This window comes from Paraburkholderia sp. GAS33 (assembly GCF_050436645.1).
Taxonomy (GTDB): domain Bacteria; phylum Pseudomonadota; class Gammaproteobacteria; order Burkholderiales; family Burkholderiaceae; genus Paraburkholderia; species Paraburkholderia phenazinium_B.
In genome coordinates this window covers 322595-337719 of record NZ_JBNDMP010000002.1, presented here as the reverse complement: position 1 = coordinate 337719, position 15125 = coordinate 322595, and the positions used below count along the sequence as shown (strand labels likewise).

General features: G+C 61.8%; 14 protein-coding genes and 1 pseudogene. 12 read left to right on the top strand and 3 right to left on the bottom strand.

What is annotated here, in order from left to right; all coding sequences use genetic code 11:
- Window positions 1-17: 17 nt before the first annotated feature.
- Together P3T24_RS07925 and P3T24_RS07920 are read left to right on the top strand one after the other, a co-directional pair.
- Complete coding sequence (locus tag P3T24_RS07925) at window positions 18-479, top strand: hypothetical protein (RefSeq protein ID WP_429433571.1); 462 nt, start codon at window positions 18-20, stop codon at window positions 477-479.
- Window positions 480-619: 140 nt separating this feature from the next.
- Entirely contained in the window at window positions 620-2986 is a 2367-nt protein-coding gene (locus P3T24_RS07920; protein ID WP_429433569.1) for an HAD-IC family P-type ATPase, read from the top strand.
- A 44-nt stretch (window positions 2987-3030) separates the two neighbouring features.
- Here the strand turns inward: P3T24_RS07920 and P3T24_RS07915 are convergent, their stop codons facing one another.
- The 3 genes from P3T24_RS07915 to P3T24_RS07905 form a co-directional block, all read right to left on the bottom strand.
- On the bottom strand, window positions 3031-3348 hold the full coding sequence (locus tag P3T24_RS07915) for a hypothetical protein (protein WP_278501952.1): 318 nt from the start codon (window positions 3346-3348) through the stop codon (window positions 3031-3033).
- A gap of 6 nt (window positions 3349-3354) precedes the next feature.
- The gene (locus P3T24_RS07910; protein WP_429433567.1) at window positions 3355-3834 is read right to left on the bottom strand and encodes a Spy/CpxP family protein refolding chaperone; all 480 of its coding nucleotides are present in this window, start codon (window positions 3832-3834) and stop codon (window positions 3355-3357) included.
- Between the two features lie 205 nt (window positions 3835-4039).
- Window positions 4040-4591, bottom strand: a complete 552-nt coding sequence (locus P3T24_RS07905) for a DUF1269 domain-containing protein (RefSeq protein ID WP_429433565.1) — start codon at window positions 4589-4591, stop codon at window positions 4040-4042.
- A 312-nt stretch (window positions 4592-4903) separates the two neighbouring features.
- Here P3T24_RS07905 and P3T24_RS07900 point away from each other — a divergent pair, with 312 nt between their 5' ends.
- The 10 genes and pseudogenes from P3T24_RS07900 to P3T24_RS07855 all read left to right on the top strand — a co-directional run bounded on the left by P3T24_RS07900 (window position 4904) and on the right by P3T24_RS07855 (window position 15117).
- Window positions 4904-5776, top strand: a complete 873-nt coding sequence (locus P3T24_RS07900; protein WP_278501944.1) for a slipin family protein — start codon at window positions 4904-4906, stop codon at window positions 5774-5776.
- A gap of 204 nt (window positions 5777-5980) precedes the next feature.
- Window positions 5981-6049, top strand: a pseudogene (locus P3T24_RS07895) (hypothetical protein); the annotation flags it as partial.
- 332 nt (window positions 6050-6381) lie between these two features.
- Complete coding sequence (locus P3T24_RS07890; protein WP_429433563.1) at window positions 6382-7764, top strand: NAD-dependent succinate-semialdehyde dehydrogenase; 1383 nt, start codon at window positions 6382-6384, stop codon at window positions 7762-7764.
- Window positions 7765-7785: 21 nt separating this feature from the next.
- The gene (locus P3T24_RS07885; RefSeq protein ID WP_429433561.1) at window positions 7786-8961 is read left to right on the top strand and encodes an NAD(P) transhydrogenase subunit alpha; all 1176 of its coding nucleotides are present in this window, start codon (window positions 7786-7788) and stop codon (window positions 8959-8961) included.
- A 62-nt stretch (window positions 8962-9023) separates the two neighbouring features.
- Window positions 9024-9386: an NAD(P) transhydrogenase subunit alpha gene (locus P3T24_RS07880; RefSeq protein ID WP_278499029.1), complete on the top strand. Its 363-nt coding sequence runs from the start codon at window positions 9024-9026 to the stop codon at window positions 9384-9386.
- Between the two features lie 10 nt (window positions 9387-9396).
- A complete protein-coding gene (locus P3T24_RS07875) occupies window positions 9397-10848 on the top strand; it encodes an NAD(P)(+) transhydrogenase (Re/Si-specific) subunit beta (protein ID WP_429433559.1) in 1452 nt (483 codons plus the stop codon).
- Window positions 10849-10881: 33 nt separating this feature from the next.
- Window positions 10882-11916: a zinc-dependent alcohol dehydrogenase gene (locus tag P3T24_RS07870; RefSeq protein ID WP_278499026.1), complete on the top strand. Its 1035-nt coding sequence runs from the start codon at window positions 10882-10884 to the stop codon at window positions 11914-11916.
- A gap of 35 nt (window positions 11917-11951) precedes the next feature.
- On the top strand, window positions 11952-13784 hold the full coding sequence (locus P3T24_RS07865; protein WP_429433556.1) for an NAD(P)H-dependent oxidoreductase subunit E: 1833 nt from the start codon (window positions 11952-11954) through the stop codon (window positions 13782-13784).
- Window positions 13781-14521 carry a 2Fe-2S iron-sulfur cluster-binding protein gene (locus tag P3T24_RS07860; protein WP_122154808.1) on the top strand — a complete coding sequence of 247 codons (741 nt, stop codon included), beginning with the start codon at window positions 13781-13783 and terminating at the stop codon, window positions 14519-14521. Before P3T24_RS07865 ends, P3T24_RS07860 begins: the two co-directional genes overlap by 4 nt.
- Window positions 14518-15117, top strand: coding sequence for an NADP oxidoreductase (locus P3T24_RS07855; RefSeq protein WP_183143161.1), 600 nt, complete (start codon window positions 14518-14520; stop codon window positions 15115-15117). Before P3T24_RS07860 ends, P3T24_RS07855 begins: the two co-directional genes overlap by 4 nt.
- The last annotated feature ends 8 nt before the right edge of the window (window positions 15118-15125 follow it).

Here is a 15125-nt window from a genome sequence, read left to right as displayed (position 1 = left end):
GAGGACCGGAGCAAACGATGTTGGCATGGCACTACACCACGGAACGAAAATTTCAGCACATCATCGCAAGCGGAATGCTCATCCCAGGCGGCATCGGGGGCGAGTCCACCGGAACGCCCGTGCTGTGGTTTTCGCGAAATCAGCATTGGGAGCAAACCGCTGCAGACGAGTGCCACGAGGCCGGGCAACCGTTGCGCTGCTTGACGATGCGTGAAACTCACGTGGCGAACGGCGGACTCGTGCGGTTTGGAGGCGATGCTAAACGTCTGTACGTCGGCGAAGTGCTGCGGCGAAAAGCGCAGATGACACATCAGGTCTGGGCGGCCTTGCCTTGGTCACAAAGGGATTCTTTAGGATTCCATCAAAATTCCCGCGGGCGGGTCTGCCGGCGGGGGCCATCAACTTCGTCGTTGCATCCAGGCGAGCTTTACGGCGGGTGTGTTCTGGAGAGCGGCAGGCAAAGAGTCATGAGGCAATGAGTTGCTTCCGATTCCGTGTACCGGTACGCTGCCGTACTGACTTTTTCTTGCTGCGGGAACAGCATCACTCACTCCGTCGTGGAGCCACTGTTGCCTGCGCGTGGCGCGCGCTGCAGACTCATTCGATAGAGGAGAGTGGCGTGACATTTACAACGGTGCCTGTGCCGATCATTGAGGCGAAAAGCCAGTCGGATGCAACGGCCAAGACCGGTCTGAGCAGCAGCGAAGCGCGCCGCAGGCTTGCCGAGTCGGGCGCGAACACGCTCCCTGACGCGGCGGCGAGCACCTGGCGCATGATGCTTGGGAAGTTCTGGGCGCCGGTGCCGTGGATGCTGGAAGCCGCCGTCGTGCTGGAATGCGCGATGGGAAAATTCGTCGAGGCAGGCGTCATTGCAGGCCTCCTCGTGTTCAACGCCGTGCTTGGACTTGTGCAGGAAAGCCGCGCCCAGGCAACGCTTACCGCATTGAAGTCGCGCCTCGCCTTGAACGCCTCAGTGCTGCGGGACGGAAAATGGTCAACTGTCCGGGCAGCCGATCTGGTCAAGGGTGATGTCGTCAAGCTCTCGCTAGGCGGTGTGGTGGCGGCGGACATGCTGCTCGTCTCGGGCGACGCACTGCTCGACCATTCCATGCTCACTGGCGAGTCCGTGCCGATCGAAGCCGCCGCTGGCGCGCAGACATTTGCCGGTGCGCTCGTGAGGCGTGGCGAAGCAGTCGCGGTGGTGACCGCGACGGGCACGCATACGCGCTTTGGCCGCACGGCGGAACTGATCCGGACCGCGCATGTGGCGAGTTCGCAGCAAAAAGCGGTGTTGCTCGTCGTGCGCAATCTGGCGATATTCAGTGTCGTCGTCATTGCAATGCTGCTTGTCTGTGCACTATATCTGCACATGCCATTTGCCGATATCGTGCCGCTCGTGCTGACGGCCGTGCTTGCATCGATTCCGGTAGCATTGCCGGCCACCTTCACCTTGTCGGCCGCGCTCGGCGCCCGCGCGCTTGCTGGTTGCGGCGTGCTGTCTACCCGGCTGACGGCGGTGGACGAGGCCGGAACCATGGATGTGCTGTGTGCCGACAAGACGGGCACGCTGACACGCAATGCGCTGACGGTCACGGCCGTGCGGCCGATGCCTGGCTTCGACGAGCAGCATGTGTTGACGCTCGCGGCATTGGCGAGCGCGGAGGGGGGACAAGACCCTGTCGATACCGCCATTCGCGCGGCCGCGGCTAGCCGCGTTACAACCGACGCACCGACACTGGTCAAGTTCACCGCGTTCGATCCGGCGAGGAAGATGTCGGAGGCGAGCGCAACCGATTCGACCGGAGGCGCGCAGCGGATTGTGAAGGGCGCTTTCGCTGCAGTCGTGGGGATTGCCGAACCGTCTCCGACAGCGGTGGCGCTGGCCAATGAACTCGAGGGGAAGGGGTTTCGGGTGCTGGCAGTGGCGGCTGGTGCACCGCCGATACTGAAGCTGATCGGGATTGTTGCGCTAAGTGATCCGCCGCGCACCGATTCCGCGGCGCTCGTTACGGAACTGCGCGCTCTGGGGGTGCGTGCCGTGATGGTGACGGGGGACGCGCCGGCGACGGCGACCATCGTCGCGCATACGGTCGGGCTCGACGGTGCGGTCTGTCCGCCGGGACCAATTCCAGATGGCGTCAAGCCAGAGGCATTCAGTGTATTCGCCGGCGTGCTGCCGGAAGACAAATACAGGCTCGTCAAGGCGTTCCAGCAGAGTGGTCACATTGTCGGCATGTGCGGCGACGGTGCCAACGACGCTCCCGCGCTTCGCCAGGCACAAATCGGCATTGCGGTATCGACCGCGACCGACGTCGCGAAATCCGCCGCCGGGATGGTGCTGACCGAACCGGGACTCGGCGGCATCGTGGCGGCGGTGAAGGAAGGCCGCGTGACGTTCCAGCGCATCCTGACCTACACGCTGAATTCGATCATCAAGAAGATCGTGACCGCATTTCTGCTGGTGTTCGGTCTGGTCATGACGGGACATGCGATCCTGACTCCACTGCTGATGGTGATCCTGATGATCGCGGGCGATTTTCTTGCCATGTCGCTAACGACCGATGACGTGTTGCCTTCGCCAGCGCCCAATGCATGGCGGATCGGCAACCTGACGATTGCGGGCGTGGGGGTCGGCATCGCTTTGCTGGCTTTCTGCACCGGTGTGCTGGCTGTCGGCCGATTCGCCTTGGGTCTGCAAATTGGCGCGCTGCAAACGCTGACCTTTGTGGTCCTTGTGTTCGGCAGCCAGGCGACGCTCTATGCCATTCGTCAACGCGGGCATTTGTGGGGTTCACGTCCCAGCGTATGGTTGCTAGCGTCGTCGGCTGTGGATATCGTGATCGCCCTGGTCCTTGCGGTTCAGGGGATCGCTATGACCGCACTCCCTGTTGCACTGATAGTGGAGGTACTTGGTGCCGCGGTGATTTTTGCACTCGTATTGGACGCGGTGAAGATTCCGGTCTTTGCTCATCTACGGATTACGTAGGGCGCAATGCCGTCGCTTTCGAAACCATAGGACTTGCCGCGAAACTAGAGCGGCAGGAACAGATTGATACCGGGTGAGACTGCTGGTGCATAGACTACTGGCGGCGCGTCGTAACCGTAGCCGTACCCCTGATCGCCATGACCATAACCACCGCCGCCGTGGCCGCGATCGCCATGTCGAACTGCCTGGCGGGGCGCATGCCCCTGACTATGCTGCTGCCCTCCGCCGCCACGGTGAGCGTCTTCTGCCCGTAGCGGTGCGGTGGTGAAGATACAGGCGACCGCTAATGCGACGCCAACCGTCCTCAGGCATCCCGCTCTCGTGATGCCGCTGCCCGGCGCACGCGTCATTGAGGTTTTCATGGTGTTCTACCCCTTCTTCGACATGTGGCTATCGTTACGGAAAATCAGATCGGCATTGTGCTTCTGGGTATTCGACATGCTGTTGTAAAGCGCTTCGAAGGCCGCTGTGAGCTTCTTGATGCCGTCCGCATGGGCATCGACAACCTCGCCATACGAGTGCAGATCGTCGATTGCGCTCATGCTGTTCGCGTTAGCGGTTCGGGACTGCCTGAGCGAATCCATCGTGCTGGCGTTGTCGCGCATGACCTGCGCGACCGGTTGCCAGAGTGATTCCTGCGCAGCCGTGATCTGAAGCCGAGAGTGAAGACTGTTGATGCGCGTGTCGACCGGGGTGTGCGCTGCAACGGTCATGACATGCGCACCTGACTGCGTCTGCGTGGGCGTGGCGGCGCTTGCCGGATTGGCGAGCACCGCAATGCCGAGAAGCAGCGTGGTGGCGAGCGCAGGCGAAACGCGTAGTTGAAACGGGTGGGCGGTGCACTTCATGGTTGGTCTCCTGGGACTTGATCAGGAATCGAATCGCCAGCGAAGTACCACACCGTGGGCGGGTTCGATTGAATAGATCACTTGTGCCTCGATTCCCGGTTGACGTCTGTCCGATGGCGGACGTTCGCGTCCGCTCAATCAGGCCTGGCGGATCGGCACGCTGTGGCCCGGCAGGACAGCCCGAGCATGCACACGCCGGAGCGTGTCAGACGGCGGCTGACGACGCATGTTCGACCGGCGTGACGCCTTCATGCCAGTCGAGACGTGACGGATGGTAGGTGGCTAGCACGGCTTTGGCCCGCGCCATCTCTTCAGTGGTGCCATGCGTCGTGACCAGAAAGCCATTCGCCTTGACTGCTGCCTCATAGTGGATGACGCTGTCCTTCGGTACGCCGGCGGTGAATAGTGCCGCGCCAAGCGCACTGAGACTGCCGATAACCACAGCCCCCTCGATGGCGGAGACCACGACTACCGCAAGATGGCCCAGCACCACGACCGGCCCAAGCACCGGAACCGTCAGGAAGACGCCTCCGAGCAGCAGCCCCCAGAGGCCACCCCAAAAGGCGCCGTACTTGCCCCAGAGCTTCATGCGATCGCCGATGTTGTAGAAGCCGACAATCTTCTCTTCGGTGTGGTAACCCTTGCCGACTACGCTGAAATTCTTCATGTCGAAGCCGTCATCGATAAGCCTGCGTACTGCGGCGTCGGCTCCGTGGTGATCATCGAAGACGGCAACTACGACGTCACGGGAAGTCATGTTTGTGTGTCCTTCATTGAATGGAAAAGCGGTGGATCGGCCTGGAGGAAGAGCGCACAGGGTGCACCCGGTCCGCCGCGAATGTCTGTACGCTGGCGAACGGGCAGCGTTCCGGTGGCCCCCGGCGTACCGTCGCCGTTCCATCGTTAACCCGGTACGGCACCGTACCGACTCCAGTCCCGATGACGTGCATCGTGTTCCTGATGCCTTGGATTCTCAATTTCAAGGTGCTTACGATGCCGCCGTGTGAGGCATGATCCCATTCGATCGCCGTCATCGACTGCCATCGTCCACAAGACGAGGTTAGCCACCATGAATCCGATCACCTTGTTTCTGGCAGTTGCATTTATCGTGGCAGGCGCCGCTGCTGGTCAATGGGTGAGTCTCTACCTGGCGCCTCCTTTGATCATCGTTGGTATCCTCGTTGGACTGTCCCTGAAGGTGGCCAATGTGTGGGAGAAGTTCGTGATCCTGCGACTCGGCAAACTTCAGAGCGTCAAGGGCGCTGGGCTTTTCATGATTATTCCGATGCTGGATCACGTCGTGGCAATCATCGACGAACGCATTCAGACCACCGCTTTCAACGCGGAACAGGCGCTGACCAAAGATACGGTGCCGGTCAATGTCGATGCGATCATTTTCTGGCACGTGCAGGATGCGAAGAAAGCAGCGCTCGCTATCACCGATTATCGCCAGGCAATCGACCGTGTATCTCAGACCACGTTGCGCGAATTGATCGGATCTTCGATGCTGGCCACGCTGCTGTCGGACCGGACGCTCGCAGACACGCATCTGCGAGATGTGATCGGCAGCAAGACGGCAGAATGGGGCATTGCGGTTGGTTCCGTGGAAATCCGCGACGTCGCCATTCCAGTCGCGCTGCAGGATGCCATGTCACGTCAGGCGCAGGCCGAGCGCGAGAAGCAGGCGCGCGTCATTCTGGGCTCCGCAGAAGCGGCGATCGCCGCGAATTTCGTCGAAGCGGCGCGGGTCTACGAAAATCAGCCGGGTGCGCTTCAGCTGCGCGCAATGAACATCATTTATGAAACCACCAAGGAACGTGGGGCGACTATCCTCATGCCAACCTCGATGGTAGACAGTCTGAATCCCGCACTGGCGCTCGCGATTGCCGGGCAGGATATCACTACAGGTGCCGCGGTGAGTCCGCTCAAGACCGCGGCATAGATGGGTTAGAGCACCATTCGGCCGCCATCCTCACAACTGGATAACTGACATGAACCCGTTCACGCTCTTTCTTCTCACCGCGTGTGCCTTCGCGTTTCTTGACCTCAGGCAGTCGCTTCGAATTGAATTGGTCGTTCCGCAGAAAATCCGGGACAGGTATTACCCATGTAAAGGTATCGACGAGTAGTACACGGTGCCTGGTGTCGCCGAGCGGAGCAAAGTGGCATTGATGCGCTTGAAGAATTCTCGATGCGCCTTCGTCAGTACGCCTGACATGGGGCATCGCCTGTGTCCGTGAGATCCGACGGAAGTGGTAGTTGCAGGCGCATACCTGACTCAGTTCCTGAAAGGTACGACACCGTACCGATTTCCACCTGGGAGGCGCGCACTGTGACCACAGTTGCTTGCGCGTCCCCAGTCAAAATTCACCGCTTCTTCTTGCACGCTGCATGGTGCGGGACGTCACTGAACTGCAATGTCGGCGCCGTCAAGGTGCATCGACTCATCAGAATGACCCAGCAAGTCCGACCTGGAAGTCGCGGCTCAAGCACGCCTGAGCGCATCCAGTGGACTCCAGCGCATTCCCATTGAAAGAGGGCAATACCATGACCTACCAGAGCGTCAACCCGAATAACGGCAAGACATTGAAGAGCTTCGATGAACTGAACGACCAGCAGCTTGAAACAGCACTGTCTACCGCCGAGTCATGCTTCCAGGCGTGGAAGAAAACCAGTTACACGGAGCGCGCCACGATTGTTTCCGAGGCAGCCGCGCTGCTGCGTGCAAACGTTGACGAATTCGCCAGACTGGCGACGCTCGAAATGGGCAAGCGGATTGATGAGGCACGCGGAGAAGTCAATTTCAGCGCCGACATTCTCGACTACTACGCCAGGCATGCCGAAACGTTCCTGTCGCCGACGAAGCTCAATCCGAAGGTCGGCGAAGCCCATATGGAAACGAGCCCATTCGGCGTGCTGTTCTGCGTGGAGCCGTGGAACTTTCCGTACTATCAACTTGCACGCGTCGCAGGGCCGCAACTGATGGCGGGTAACGTGCTGGTTGTCAAGCACGCAGGCTGCGTGCCGCAATGTGCGATTGCTTTCGAGAAGCTGCTGATTGACGCGGGCGCGCCGGTGGGCGCGTACACGAACCTCCTGATCTCGCATACGCAGGCCGAACGGATCATCGACGATCCGCGCGTCCAGGGTGTGGCGTTGACGGGTAGCGTCGCGGCCGGCAGAAGCATTGCGGCGCGAGCTGGTCAGAATCTTAAGAAGACATCGATGGAACTGGGCGGCAGCGATGCGTTCATCGTGCTCGATGACGCCGATCTCGAGAAGACCATTCCGTGGGCAGTTTGGGGCCGCATGTACAACGCCGGCCAGACCTGTTGCGCCGCGAAGCGCTTCATCGTTCTCGATTCGATTGCCGACGAGTTTCTGGAGAAATTCAAGGCCGCGCTCAATGAGCTGAAGCCCGGTGATCCGATGGACCAAAAGACCACGCATGGGCCGTTGTCGACAGAGGCGGCCCTGACGCAATTGCTCAAGCAGGTTGACGATGCGGTTGCGAAGGGTGCCACGCTGTTGATGGGCGGCAAGCGTATCGACCGGCCCGGTTCGTTCATGCAGACGACGATCCTGACGGACATCCAGCCCGACAACCCAGCCTTTCGCGATGAGTTTTTTGGCCCGGTCGTCTCATTCTTCCGCGTCAAGGACGAAGCCGCCGCGATAGCACTGGCCAACGACTCGGACTTTGGCCTGGGTGGTTCCGTCTTCACGGAGGATGTCGCACGCGGTAAGCGCGTGGCGAGCGGGGTCGATACCGGGATGATGTTCATCAACAACATCGACTGGTCCGATGCCGAACTGCCGTTTGGCGGGATCAAGTATTCCGGTTATGGGCGCGAACTCGGCAACATGGGGATCCAGGAGTTCGTCAATACCAAGCTGGTTCGCACAGCCCACCTCAACGCACCGGCCTGAGTGCCGCTGGGAACGTCTGCCATGTATATCAACGTTGCCGTGCTGACGGAGACCCGGGCACACGAGCGCCGGGTGGCGCTCGTGCCTTCCGTGGCCCAGAAGCTGATCAAGCTGGGGGCCCGGCTGCACATGCAGCCGGGGGCAGGCGTAGCCATTCATCTGGACGATGCCGCGTTCGGGAACGTTGCCTTCATAGCGGACCGCACTGCGCTGGTTAAAGACGCCGATGTCGTGCTCGCCGTTCAGCCTCCCGCGCTGGAGGTGGTCAATGCAATGAAGGAAGGTGCGATCCTCGTTTCGTTCATCTACGCGCACAACGAACCCGCGCTGCTGAAGCGCCTGCTCGAAAAGAAGATCACCTGCTTCGCGATGGAGCGGGTGCCACGCATTACGCGCGCCCAGTCCATGGACGCGCTATCGAGCCAGTCCGCGCTGGCTGGCTACTACGCGGTGCAACTCGGCTCGACGCATCTTGCTCGCGTGGTGCCCAAAATCACCAGCGCGGCAGGTTCGATCGGACCGGCGCATGTCCTGGTGATGGGCCTCGGTGTGGCAGGGCTGGAGGCCATCGCAACGGCGCACCGGCTCGGAGCTGTCGTCGAAGGTTATGACGTGCGGCCCGAGACTCAGGAGCAGGCGCTCTCGCTGGGCGCCACTTTCGTCAACACCGGTATCGATGCGCGCGGCAAAGGCGGCTATGCCCGCGAGCTGAGCGCCGAGGAAAAGATCAAGGTCGCGGACGTGCTGACGAAGCACATCCAGAGCGCCGATCTGATCATCACAACCGCCGCGATTCCCGGTAAGGCCTCGCCCAAGCTCATCAGCCACGCACAGTTGGCCGGCATGAAAGCCGGCTCGGTGATCGTCGATCTGTCGGCGGAAGGCGGCGGCAACTGCGAAGACACGCGGCCTGGCGAGACTACACGGATCGGCAACGTGACGATCGTCGCGCCGCTGAACGTGCCTTCGATGCTCGGCGAGGACGCGAGCGAGCTGTATGCGAAGAATCAGTACAACCTGCTCGCTTTAATCATGAAAGACAACGTCATCGAGATCGACTGGAGCGACGAAGTTCTCGCCAAAACGGTGCTCACCCACGCGGGCGAGAACAAGGCAGAGGCGAGCGACGCGGCGGCAAAACCTGTTGTTCCTGCGAAAAAGCCGCCAGCGAAAGCCGCACCTGTTACGCCCGCGTGAGCAGTGTTATCAGGCACCGGCATCGACACTAGCACGAACACGCCCGAACCAAGGACATAGAGATGGACTTCCAGATCAGCATTTCCGGCTTCGTCGCAATTTACATCTTCATGCTGGCCGCGTTCGCCGGCTGGGTGATCATCGGACACGTGCCGGCCATCCTGCATACGCCGTTGATGTCGGGCTCGAATTTCGTACACGGCATCGTGGTGGTGGGCGGCATCTATGCGCTCCTGAACGCGAGTACGGTACAGGAGCAGGCGATCGGCTTCGTCGCCGTGCTGTTCGGCGCGGGCAATGCCGCAGGCGGTTATGCCGTCACCGACCGCATGCTCGCCATGTTCAGGACGAGCGGCCACCCCGCGGGGCACGGCGCACATGGTAAGTCCGGCTCGGTGAAGTCCATCCACGCAAAGAAGCATTGAGGGCGCCCCCATGTTGACCCTGATCCCCCAACTCGGCATCGGCGCGGTCGATCTCGCTGCTGCTTTTCTCTTTCTCTATGGCCTGCATCGCATGTCTTCGCCGGTGACGGCGCCTTCGGGCATTTTCGTCGCAGGGATCGGCATGGCAGTGGCCGTGCTCGCGAGCTTTCTGTACGCCTTTGACGTCGGTGCGGCAGCCCGGCCCAACCTGCCGGTCAACCTGGGGCTCGCCGTCGTCGCGCTGGTGCTCGGTGGCGGGGTGGCCTGGTGGGGCGGCCGCAAGGTGGCGATGACCGCCATGCCGCAGATGGTGGCGATATACAACGGCATGGGCGGCGGCGCGGCCGGCGCGATTGCCGCGGTGGAACTGTTCGGTAACAAGGCCCAAGGCGCACCCGCACTGATCATGACGTTGTTGGGCGCGCTGATCGGCGCGGTGTCTTTCTCCGGGTCGCTGATTGCGTGGGCCAAGCTCGACGGCGTCATCAACAAGCCGGTACGCGTGAAGGGTCAGCAGGTTTTCAACGGGCTGGTGCTGCTGCTGACAGTCGTCGTCGGCACCTATATCGTCTTCGCTAGCGCGGGCAATGCGGCGTTGATCCTGGCCATGCCCACATGGATTTACCTTTTTTTCGCTTGCGCGCTGGCACTCGGCATCCTGATGACGCTGCCTATCGGTGGCGCCGACATGCCGGTGGTCATTTCAATCTTTAACGCCTTTACCGGCCTGGCAGTAGGCATTGAAGGCTACGTGCTGCAGAACCCTGCATTGATGATCGCAGGCATGGTGGTGGGTGCGGCCGGTATGTTGTTGACGCTGCTAATGGCCAAGGCGATGAACCGCTCTGTGAGCAATGTGATTTTCACCAATTTCGGTGACGTGGTCGCGCACAAGCAGGGCAAGATCAAGGGCGAACTCAAGCCCACACAGCCGGGCGACGCCGGTATCGCGATGCGCTATGCCGCGTCGGTGATTATCGTGCCGGGCTACGGCCTCGCGGTCTCGCAAGGTCAAGGCAAGCTATACGAATTCGTCAAGCTGCTGCAGATGGGCGGCGTGTCGGTGAAGTTTGCGGTTCACCCGGTAGCGGGCCGCATGCCAGGCCAGATGGACGTGCTGCTGGCCGAGGCTGGCGTCCCTTACGACATGATCTTCCAGCTCGAGGACATCAATGATCAGTTCGCCACTACCGATGTGGCGCTGGTAATCGGCGCCAACGACGTGGTGAACCCGGCCGCGCGCACCGACAAATCCTCTGCCATTTACGGCATGCCGATTCTCAACGCCGACCACGCCAAGCAGGTGTTCGTGATCAAGCGCGGGGAAGGCAAGGGCTACGCCGGCATCGTCAATGAACTCTTCTACGCAGACAACTGCAACATGGTCTATGGCGATGCCCAGACCGTGCTCATCAAGATGAGCGAAGCGGTCAGGGGGCTCGGATTGCCCGCTGTGGCTTAGCACGCTGAACCCATCGCAACCGAGGAACAAGCCATGACATCGAAAATGCAAGCTGCCGTTGTCGAACAGTTCGGCAAACCGCTGGTGATTAAGGAACTGGATATTCCGGAACCCGGTCCCGGCCAGATTCTGGTCAAGACCGAAGCCTGTGGCGTATGCCACACTGATTTGCATGCCGCGAATGGGGACTGGCCGTTAAAGCCAGCGTTGCCGTTCACGCCGGGCCATGAGGGTATCGGTATTGTCACCGCTCTTGGCGCGGGTGTGACGGCGGTGAAGGAGGGCGACCGTGTCGGCGTGCCCTGGCTGTATTCCGCCTGTGGGCACTGCGAGTTTTGCCTCGCGGCACGCGAGCCCGTGTGCGCCGAAGCACAGTTCGGCGGCTACACGAAAAACGGTGGATTTGCCGAATACATCGTGGCGGACCCGAACTACGTCGCCCACATCCCGGCAGGTCTGGCAGCGCGCGAAGCCGCACCGCTGATCTGCGCAGGCATCACTTCGTACAAGGGCATCAAGGAGACCCAGGCGCGGCCCGGTGAATGGGTCGTGGTCTCCGGCGTTGGCGGACTGGGCCATCTAGGTATTCAGTACGCCAAAGCAATGGGCTTGCACGTGTGCGCGGTCGATATCGACGACGGCAAGCTAGCCCATGCGAAACGCCTCGGCGCCGATGCCGTGGTCAACGCGAAGGATGGCGACCCGATTGCCGCCGTAAGAAAGGCCACTGGCGGCGGCGCGCATGGCGTGCTGATTACGGCGCCGTCTCTTGGGGCGTTCAAACAGGGCGTCGGCATGACGCGCAAATGCGGTACGTGCGTGCTGGTAGGACTGCCGCCGGGCGAATTTCCCACGCCGCTGTTCGATGTCGTCGCCAACTGCATCACGATTCGCGGCTCCTTCGTCGGCAATCGCCGCGATATGGCGGAAGCGCTGGCTTTTGCTGCCGACGGCAAGGTCAAGGCCGACATCGAACTGCAGCCGCTGTCGGCGATCAACAACGTGTTTCATCGCCTGGCACACGGCGATGTGCCGTCGCGCGTGGTGCTCGAGTTCGCGAGCCGTTGACCGTAGAGGCGCCGAGCGCGCAAGGGAGAGCTAACATGGCTGCGGTACCCGATCCTCAGTCCAGCCCCGGACCTGCCAGTCTGGAATCCGGGTCCGTCGACGCTCTGCTGTTGCGCGCGGGGCATGATCCCCATGCGTTGGTCCAGATTCTTCGCGAGGCGCAAGCACGGCACACGTGGCTGTCACGCGATCTGCTTGGCTATATCGCCGGCGCGCTTGGCCTGACACTCGCACATGTGGAAGGCGTCGCAACGTTCTATCGCTTTTTCCATACGAGCCCTGCCGGCGAATACCGCGTGCTGTTCAGCGACAATATCACCGACCGCATGCAGGGTAACGCAGCCTTGCTGGATGACCTCTGCCGGCGCCTTGGCGTCGGGCGCGGACAGATGCGCGAGGATGGCAGGGTCAGCGTCGATTTCTGTTCCTGCACGGGTCTCTGCGATCAGGGGCCGTCCCTGCTGATCAATCATCATCAGGTGGTCACGCGGCTCGACGCCGGGCGTATCGCGCAGCTTGCAGAGCTGATTGAATCGCGCGTGCCGGCAGCTCAATGGCCGGCGCACTGGTCCCGGGTAGACGATCACGTTCGTCGTGCCGATGTCCTGCTTGGCATGACGCTGATACCGGGTTCCGCGATTGCGGCCGCGCTGGCACGCGGCGTTCCCGCGCTGTTCGACGAGATGAACCGCTCGAATCTGCGCGGGCGTGGCGGCGCCGGCTTTGTCACCGCCATGAAATGGCAGCTCTGCCGCGACGCCAAAGGCTCTGAACATTACATCGTATGCAACGCGGACGAAGGCGAACCGGGCACGTTCAAGGACCGCGTATTGCTGACCCGTCACCCCGACCTGGTGTTCGAAGGGATGACGATCGGTGCGCTGGCGATCGGCGCGCGGCGCGGGATGCTGTATTTGCGCGGCGAATACCGCTACCTGCTCGAGTCGCTACTGGACGTGCTGCAGCGCCGCCGCGTTGCGCACTTGCTGGGGGATTCAATTCTGGGCCATGCAGGTTTCGATTTCGACATCGATATCCACGTTGGCGCCGGTGCCTATGTGTGCGGCGAGGAGTCGTCGCTGATCGAATCGCTGGAGGGCAAGCGCGGCACGCCGCGCATCCGCCCGCCGTTTCCGGCGGAACACGGCTATCTGGACCAGCCGACCGTGGTGGATAACGTCGAGACCCTGTGCGCTGCCACGCACGTCGCGTTGCAGGGCGGCGCGTGGTGGGCGGCCATTGGCACGCCGAAATCCACCGGCACCAGCCTGCATTCAGTCTCGGGCGACTGCGAGCGGCCGGGCATCTATGAATATCCGCTGGGCACCAGCGTGGACCGTATCCTCGAAGATTGCGGCGCGCGCGATACCCAGGCGGTACAGGTCGGCGGGCCGTCTGGGAAGTGCCTTTCGGCCATCGAGTTTGGCCACCGGATTGCGTTCGAAGACGTGCCCTCGGCGGGGGCCTTCATGGTATTCGACCGCTCGCGCGACATGTTCGAGGTGGCGCGCAACTATGCCGGCTTCTTCGCCGAAGAAAGCTGCGGGTTCTGCACGCCATGCCGGGTCGGCACCGCGCTGGTGGTGAAGAGCATGGACAAGCTCGCCGCAGGCCGGGGCTCGCGTCATGACGTGGACCTGCTGTCGGACATCGACAGCTTGATGCACGGCACCACTCATTGCGGGCTCGGCGGCTCAGCCTGTAATGCGTTGCACGACACGATTGTGAAGTTCCGGCCCGCCTATGAGCGGCGTCTGAAGTCGCTGGAATTCGAGCCAGCATTCGATCTCGTCGCCGAGATCGAGGCGGCACGCCGTGTAACCGGGCGGGACGACGACACGGCCACGCAACGGGAGAGCGGAGCATGAGCACACCTGTCAACGCGGGCAGTACCAACGGTACCAGCCACGCTTTCTCGCTCGACGGAGAGGACGTCCCGTTCGAGCCTGGCGACACCATCCTGCAGGCCGCACGGCGAGCCGGTCGTTATATTCCCCACCTGTGCTGGCATCCGGACTTTCATCCGCAGGGTTCGTGCCGGGTGTGCACCGTGAAAGTCAAGGGCCGCCCTGGCTCGGCCTGCACGATGCACGCCGCTGATGGGCAAAAAGTCGAAAGCAACACCGACGAACTGAACGCTGAGCGAAAGATGCTGTTGCAGATGCTATTCGTCGAGGGCAATCACTTTTGCCCGTCGTGCGAAAAAAGCGGCAACTGCCTGCTGCAAGCGACGGCCTACGAGATGAACATGGAGGGCGTGCTGTTCGACGAGTTCTATCCGCGCCGGCCGATCGACGCGAGCCACGCCGACGTCATGATCGACTTCAACCGCTGCATTCTGTGCGAGTTATGCGTACGGGCGAGTCACGATATCGACGGCAAGGATGTTTTCGCTATCGCGGGGCACGGGATCGGCACACACCTGGTGGTCAACAGCGTCAGCGGCAAGCTCGTCGACACCGATATGGAATTGACCGACCGGGCCGCGAGCATTTGCCCGGTTGGCGCGATTCTGCCGAAGCGGCGCGGCTTCGTGATCCCGATTGGCGAGCGCCGCTACGACCCGCAGACGGCCGCCGATCCCGACACGCAGGAGGCGTCATGAGCACAGCCACGAGCGCGCAGACGAGCACCGCGACGGACGTCGATGCCGCCCATCGGCCTCGCAAGCTGAAGGTGGCGACGGTCTCGCTTGCAGGTTGCTTCGGCTGCCATACATCGTTCCTCGATATCGACGAGCGCCTGCTGGAACTGGTGCAACACATCGAGTTCGACCGCTCGCCGCTCACCGACATCAAGGAAGTCGGGCAGTGCGACATCGGTTTGATCGAAGGCGGTGTCTGCAATTCCGAAAACGTGGAGGTGCTGCTTGCGTTTCGCGCGCACTGCAAGACACTGGTGGCCATGGGCGCCTGTGCGATCAACGGCGGCCTGCCGGCCGAGCGCAACCGCTTCGCGCTGGCGGACGTGCTCAACGAAGTCTATCGCGATCGCGCGGGCCTTCGCGATGGCAGCGCGATTCCCAGTGATCCGGAATTGCCGGTCTTGCTCCAGCAGGTGCGTCCGATTCATGCGGTGGTGCATGTCGACTATTTTTTGCCAGGTTGCCCGCCGTCGGCGGATGCGTTCTGGAGCTTCCTGAACGACCTGATGGCCGGGCGCACGCCGCATCTCGGACACGCCCTGATGCACTACGACTGACAAAGGGA

Coding starts and splice junctions, on each gene's coding strand:
- P3T24_RS07905 (WP_429433565.1), bottom strand. CDS start 4,591: ATGACTTCCCGTGACGTCGTAGTTGCCGTCTTCGATGATCACCACGGA.
- P3T24_RS07890 (WP_429433563.1), top strand. CDS start 6,382: ATGACCTACCAGAGCGTCAACCCGAATAACGGCAAGACATTGAAGAGC.
- P3T24_RS07880 (WP_278499029.1), top strand. CDS start 9,024: ATGGACTTCCAGATCAGCATTTCCGGCTTCGTCGCAATTTACATCTTC.
- P3T24_RS07860 (WP_122154808.1), top strand. CDS start 13,781: ATGAGCACACCTGTCAACGCGGGCAGTACCAACGGTACCAGCCACGCT.
- P3T24_RS07855 (WP_183143161.1), top strand. CDS start 14,518: ATGAGCACAGCCACGAGCGCGCAGACGAGCACCGCGACGGACGTCGAT.
- P3T24_RS07885 (WP_429433561.1), top strand. CDS start 7,786: ATGTATATCAACGTTGCCGTGCTGACGGAGACCCGGGCACACGAGCGC.
- P3T24_RS07870 (WP_278499026.1), top strand. CDS start 10,882: ATGACATCGAAAATGCAAGCTGCCGTTGTCGAACAGTTCGGCAAACCG.
- P3T24_RS07915 (WP_278501952.1), bottom strand. CDS start 3,348: ATGAAAACCTCAATGACGCGTGCGCCGGGCAGCGGCATCACGAGAGCG.
- P3T24_RS07875 (WP_429433559.1), top strand. CDS start 9,397: ATGTTGACCCTGATCCCCCAACTCGGCATCGGCGCGGTCGATCTCGCT.
- P3T24_RS07865 (WP_429433556.1), top strand. CDS start 11,952: ATGGCTGCGGTACCCGATCCTCAGTCCAGCCCCGGACCTGCCAGTCTG.
- P3T24_RS07900 (WP_278501944.1), top strand. CDS start 4,904: ATGAATCCGATCACCTTGTTTCTGGCAGTTGCATTTATCGTGGCAGGC.
- P3T24_RS07910 (WP_429433567.1), bottom strand. CDS start 3,834: ATGAAGTGCACCGCCCACCCGTTTCAACTACGCGTTTCGCCTGCGCTC.
- P3T24_RS07925 (WP_429433571.1), top strand. CDS start 18: ATGTTGGCATGGCACTACACCACGGAACGAAAATTTCAGCACATCATC.